This is a genomic window from Flavobacterium sp., from assembly GCF_039932285.1.
Taxonomy (GTDB): Bacteria; Bacteroidota; Bacteroidia; order Flavobacteriales; family Flavobacteriaceae; genus Flavobacterium.
Window position 1 is genome coordinate 1 of record NZ_JBDTQE010000109.1, and the last position, 5993, is coordinate 5993.

A 5993-nucleotide genomic window follows, 5' to 3' on the forward strand; every position below is an offset into this window, starting at 1 on the left:
AAACCAATAGAAATAAATCATTTATATTCAGAACTTAACACACCATATAGCAATTCTTTGCAGTATAAGTTATATGAAAATGCAATCACAGTTGCAAAAAATGATCATCAGACTTTACCTATTAATGAGTTAGAGAAAACAAAAATTGCTTACGTAAAAATGGGTGATGATTCAGGAAATTCTTTTTTAACAACACTAAAAAAATATGCTGATGTTACCGTTGTTTCTAATGAAAATATTGACAGCTTAAATCAAGAATTAAAAAAATACAATAAAGTAATTTTAGGTTACCATGTTTCGGATAAATCATGGTGGAAAAAATATGAATTTACGGCAACTGAATTGGCATTAATTGATAAAATTGCAGAAAATAATGATGTAATTTTAGATGTATTCACCAAACCTTATATCCTGTCATCGCTAAAGAATATTGATAATATTGAAAGTATAATAGTTTCCTATCAAAATGGAGATATTGCTCAGGAAGTATCAGCCGAATTAATTTTTGGTGCTATCGAAGCTAAAGGAAAATTGCCTGTTTCGGTTGGTGATTTGTTTAAAGTTGGAGATGGATTATCTACCCAAAGAATTAATAGACTGGGTTTTTCAACACCTGAAAGTGTAGGAATGAGTTCAGAAAAATTAGCAGAAATAGATAAAATAGCTTTAAAAGCAATTGAAAATAGGATCACACCTGGAGCACAAATTTTAGTAGCTAGAAAAGGAAAAGTAATTTATCAAAAGTCTTTTGGTTATCATACTTACAGAAAGGATATCAAAGTAAAAAACTCAGATATATATGATATAGCTTCATTATCTAAAATAATTGGAACGTTACCTAATGTAATGTTAGATTATGATGACAAAAAAATAAATTTAGATACTCGTCTTGGTGAAATGGTTCATAAAGCAAGAAATTCAAATAAAGATTCCATTACTTTCAAAGAATTGCTTTCTCATTATGCTCGTTTGCAAGCTTGGGAGCCATTTTATAAAAAAACTATCGATTCAATTTCTAAAAAACCATTAGCAAATTATTATAGAAAAACAGACTTAATAAACTTCTCTACACAAGTAGATGAAAATTTGTATATACGAAATGATTATAATGACACCATTATAAAAAAGATAATTGACAGTAAATTATTACCTAAAAAAGAATACAAATACAGCGATTTTACTTTCATATTGCTAAAAGAATATCTTGAGACACATCATCATAAAACGTTAGATGTATTAGCAGAAGAAAACTTTTTTTCTAGATTAGGAATGAGTAGTACATTATATAATCCGCTTCAAAGATTTGATCTAGACATGATTCCACCTACAGAAAACGACACCTATTTTCGTCACCAAATAGTTCAAGGATATGTACATGACATGGCAGCAGCGATGCAAGGAGGTGTTGCTGGACATGCAGGAGTTTTTTCTAATTCAATAGATATTGCAAAAATGATGCAAATGTATTTACAGAAAGGAAATTATGGTGGAATTCAATATTTTTCAGAAAAAACTTTTAACGATTTTAATACCTGTTACTTTTGTGCCGAAGGGAATAGGAGAGGACTAGGTCTCGACAAACCACAATTGCCAGGGACGTCAGGACCAACCTGTGGTTGTGCCTCATTAACAAGTTTTGGGCATACTGGTTTTACAGGAACTATGGCTTGGGTAGATCCTGAAACAGAAATTGTATATGTTTTCTTATCTAACAGAACTTTTCCTGACTCAAATGCGCCAAATAAATTATCTAAAGAAAATATTAGAGAAGATATTCAAAAAATTATTTATGACGCAATTATTAAAGAATAGTTAATTTTGTCTAAAATGGCTTACAAAATTTTTTATTTTTTGTAATTTCGAATCATGAAAATTGCAATCGTTTGTTACCCAACTTTTGGAGGAAGTGGCGTTGTTGCCACCGAATTAGGCTTAGAATTAGCACATCGTGGTCACGAAATACACTTTATTACCTACAGGCAACCTGTTCGTTTAGCACTTTTAAACCCAAATGTGCATTACCATGAGGTAAATGTTCCAGAGTATCCTTTATTTCATTATCAACCATATGAGTTGGCTTTGTCGAGCAAATTGGTAGATATGGTCAAACTACATAAAATAGATTTGTTACATGTGCATTATGCTATTCCTCACGCCTATGCAGGTTATATGGCAAAGCAAATGCTAAAAGATCAAGGAATCACTATTCCAATGGTTACGACACTTCACGGGACTGATATTACTTTGGTTGGAAACCATCCGTTTTACAAAACGGCAGTTACCTTCAGCATTAATAAATCGGACAAAGTGACATCTGTTTCTCAAAGTTTAAAAGAGGATACGCTCAGACTTTTTGACATTAGAAATGAAATAGAAGTGATTCCAAATTTTATCGAATTAGAAAATAAAATTATTGATAATATTCCTTGTAAACGTTCTGTGATGGCAAATCCGGAGGAGCGAATTATTACGCATATTAGTAATTTTAGAAAAGTAAAAAATATTCCTGATGTTGTAAAAGTTTTTTATAAAATTCAGCAAAAAATACCTGCAAAACTAATGATGGTTGGCGATGGACCAGAAAAAGCTAAAGCTGAAAAGTTATGTGAAAAATTAGGAATAACAGAGAAAGTAATTTTCTTTGGAAATAGTAATGAAATAAATCAAATTTTGACCTTAACAGATTTATTTTTATTGCCATCAGAAACCGAAAGTTTTGGTCTTGCAGCTCTAGAAGCTATGGCTTGTAGCGTTCCTGTAATCTCAAGTAATTCAGGTGGTTTGCCAGAGGTAAATATAGATGGTGTTTCAGGATATTTAAGTAATATAGGAGATGTAAAAGAAATGGCTGAAAATGCACTTAAAATAATTTCTGATGAAGATAACTTAAACCTATTTAAGAAAAATGCATTAGAAGTTGCCAAACAATTTTCGGTAGAAAAAATAGTTCCTTTATACGAAAAATTATATCTAGAAGCTTTAGAAGAATCTAAAACAAAAACATCTTTAATCTAATTTAGATTAAAGATGTTTTAAATTTTTTATTAAAAACTAAAATTTTATATCAACCTTTCATTTGAATTTGATATAAATTATTTTTTAGAATCTATATCTAGCACTCAATCCTAAATCAGGGCCAAAACTATTATCTCTAGCATCTATATAATCAGGGCTAAGGTATATTTCAGGTCTTACATCAAAAGAAAGCTGCAAAGGAAATTTAAAGTTATACTCAACTCCTACATCTCCAGCAATAACTCCAAAAGCACCATTTTTAGTTTCATATCGATCAATTACAGGATTGTAATAGTTTTTCGAGCTGTATATACCAGCTCCAACTCCAGGACCTATATACCATTTAAATCCATTTTTAATATCAAATACCCATTGGTATAGACCAACTAATTTAACATCATTATGACCATAACCTTTACCATAATTGTAGTTGTTTCCATATCCGTAGCCATAATAAACATTACCTTGATTTCTAAAACCTAAGTCTAATTCGATACGATTGTTTTTAGATACAGCAGTTTGGAATGAGACTTCACCTCCAAAACCTGAATTGTCACCTAATCTAATTCCGATTGCATTTTTTTCTTGTGCTTGTGTGCTAAATGCAAACCCCGTAAGCATTAAAGCGGCAATAAATAATTTTTTCATAATAATTTGTTTTTTTATTTAACGTATATAAACTGTCAATTATTGTGCCACTAATTTATTTTTTGTTGCTTATTTAAGTAAAAAAAAAATTAAATCTTAATATTATTTTATAAGTTTTAATGATTAGATTATATTTGTTTCAAACAAAAAGTAATGGCAGGAAATAGTTACGGAAACATTTTTAAAATCACAACTTTTGGCGAATCCCACGGAGAAGCTTTGGGCGGAATTATCGATGGTTGTCCACCAAATATAATACTTGACTTAGAAGCCATTCAACTCGAAATGCAACGCCGCAAGCCGGGGCAGTCTACTATAGTTACGCAACGAAAAGAAGAAGACGAAGTACAGTTTCTATCAGGAATTTTTGAAGGAAAAACCACAGGAGCGCCAATAGGTTTTATTATTCCTAACACAAACCAAAAATCGGATGATTATTCACATATAAAAGACTCCTATCGTCCGAGTCATGCCGATTATGTGTACGAAAAAAAATACGGAATTCGGGATTATCGCGGTGGCGGACGAAGTTCAGCTAGAGAAACAGCCAGTAGAGTAGTGGCGGGAGCAGTGGCAAAACAAGTTATTCCAGACATAAAAATAAATGCTTTTGTATCTTCGGTAGGTGAAATTTTTATAGACAAACCGTACCAAGAGTTAGATTTTTCGTTAACCGAAAGCAATGCGGTTCGTTGTCCAGATTTGGCATCAGCCAAAAAAATGGAAAACTATATCAAAGAAATAAAAAAACAAGGAGATACCGTAGGCGGAACCATCACTTGCGTTATACAAAATGTGCCAATAGGTCTCGGAGAGCCAGTATTTGATAAATTGCATGCCGAATTAGGAAAAGCAATGCTTTCTATAAATGCGGTAAAAGGTTTCGAATTTGGTAGCGGATTTTGTGGCGCCAAGATGAAAGGAAGCGACCACAACGACTCTTATAACGAAGACGGAACAACCAGAACCAATCTCTCAGGCGGAATACAGGGCGGCATTTCTAACGGAATGGACATTTATTTTCGCATCGCTTTCAAGCCCGTTGCCACACTTATTCAAAAACAAGAAGTACTCACAAATAAAAACGAAATTATCGAACAACAAGGCAAAGGTCGTCATGATCCGTGCGTTGTGCCACGCGCCGTTCCCATTGTCGAAGCGATGGCAGCCATTGTAATTGCCGATTTTTTTCTTTTAAATAAAATATATAATAATCATTAGGAGCTATTCCAGCTTTGCTCTTCAATCTTTTTCTTGCTAAAGGAGCAAGAAAAAGGATTTCCACTACTATCAGGGCTAAAAAACAAATAACATTCAACAATAAACTATGAATTCAACAGCATCTAAAATCGAAACCAAAAAATCACTTTTCAGTAACTTAACCGTTCAAATTCTAATAGCCATGATTTTGGGCGCTATTCTAGGCATTTTTATTCATAATAATTATTCAGAAGAAGCTGCCAAAGAATTTAGTGGCTACATAAAAATGTTGGCAACAGTCTTTATACGTTTGGTACAAATGATAATTTCGCCATTAGTATTTACCACTTTAGTAGTAGGAATTGCAAAATTAGGAGATATAAAATCAGTTGGACGAATAGGAGGAAAGGCAATGGCTTGGTTTTTTACTGCTTCATTTATTTCCTTATTAATAGGCATGTTTTGGGTAAATGTTTTACATCCAGGAACAGGATTACAACTTTCTAATATTGATGTTTCAACCGCAGTCGAAGTAACCGAAAAAACACAAAGTTTCTCTGCTCAAAATTTTGTAGAGCACATTATTCCCAAAAGTATTGTCGAAGCCATGGCAAATAATGAAATATTACAAATCGTAATTTTTTCTATTTTCTTCGGATTGGCAGCGGCATCGTTAGGAGATTTTACAAAACCAGTTATCAATGCTTTAGACAAGACATCATACATTGTGCTTAAAATGGTAAACTATGTAATGAAATTTGCTCCAATTGGTGTATTTGGTGCTATTGCAGGAGTTTTTGCTATTCGAGATTTAAATGATCTTTTGCTAACGTATGCTAAATTTTTTGGTTCATTTTTGGTAGGAATTTCTACTTTATGGGTTTTTCTATTGCTAATTGGATTTGTGTTTTTAGGACACAAAATGAAAACTTTATTAAAACATATCGTAAGCCCATTAATAATTGCTTTCGGAACAACCAGTTCAGAAGCTGTTTTCCCTAAACTAACCGAGGAATTAGAACGTTTTGGTGTAAAAGATAAGATTGTTTCATTTATGTTGCCACTAGGATATTCCTTTAACCTTGACGGAAGTATGATGTACATGACATTTGCTAGTATTTTTATTGCAC

Annotated in this window: 5 protein-coding genes; 4 read left to right on the plus strand and 1 reads right to left on the minus strand. The window is 32.4% G+C overall.

Features of this window, described 5'->3' with window-relative positions; genetic code table 11:
• Together ABI549_RS13230 and bshA are read left to right on the plus strand one after the other, a co-directional pair.
• Nucleotides 1–1812 (plus strand): serine hydrolase (locus tag ABI549_RS13230; RefSeq protein ID WP_348076933.1); only part of this gene is annotated, 1812 nt, incomplete at its 5' end.
• A gap of 54 nt (nucleotides 1813–1866) precedes the next feature.
• Nucleotides 1867–3015: an N-acetyl-alpha-D-glucosaminyl L-malate synthase BshA gene (gene bshA / locus ABI549_RS13235; protein ID WP_348076934.1), complete on the plus strand. Its 1149-nt coding sequence runs from the start codon at nucleotides 1867–1869 to the stop codon at nucleotides 3013–3015.
• A gap of 84 nt (nucleotides 3016–3099) precedes the next feature.
• On the opposite strand, the gene ABI549_RS13240 is transcribed toward bshA, so the two are convergent.
• Nucleotides 3100–3663, minus strand: coding sequence for a hypothetical protein (locus tag ABI549_RS13240; protein WP_348076935.1), 564 nt, complete (start codon nucleotides 3661–3663; stop codon nucleotides 3100–3102).
• A gap of 153 nt (nucleotides 3664–3816) precedes the next feature.
• Here ABI549_RS13240 and aroC point away from each other — a divergent pair, with 153 nt between their 5' ends.
• Together aroC and ABI549_RS13250 are read left to right on the plus strand one after the other, a co-directional pair.
• On the plus strand, nucleotides 3817–4884 hold the full coding sequence (aroC, locus tag ABI549_RS13245; RefSeq protein ID WP_348076936.1) for a chorismate synthase: 1068 nt from the start codon (nucleotides 3817–3819) through the stop codon (nucleotides 4882–4884).
• A 106-nt stretch (nucleotides 4885–4990) separates the two neighbouring features.
• Nucleotides 4991–5993 (plus strand): cation:dicarboxylase symporter family transporter (locus tag ABI549_RS13250; RefSeq protein WP_348076937.1); only part of this gene is annotated, 1003 nt, incomplete at its 3' end.

What these genes read in the sequence shown, in the direction of transcription:
- ABI549_RS13240 (WP_348076935.1), bottom strand. Translation starts at nt 3,663, where the DNA reads ATGAAAAAATTATTTATTGCCGCTTTAATGCTTACGGGGTTTGCATTT.
- bshA (WP_348076934.1), top strand. Translation starts at nt 1,867, where the DNA reads ATGAAAATTGCAATCGTTTGTTACCCAACTTTTGGAGGAAGTGGCGTT.
- aroC (WP_348076936.1), top strand. Translation starts at nt 3,817, where the DNA reads ATGGCAGGAAATAGTTACGGAAACATTTTTAAAATCACAACTTTTGGC.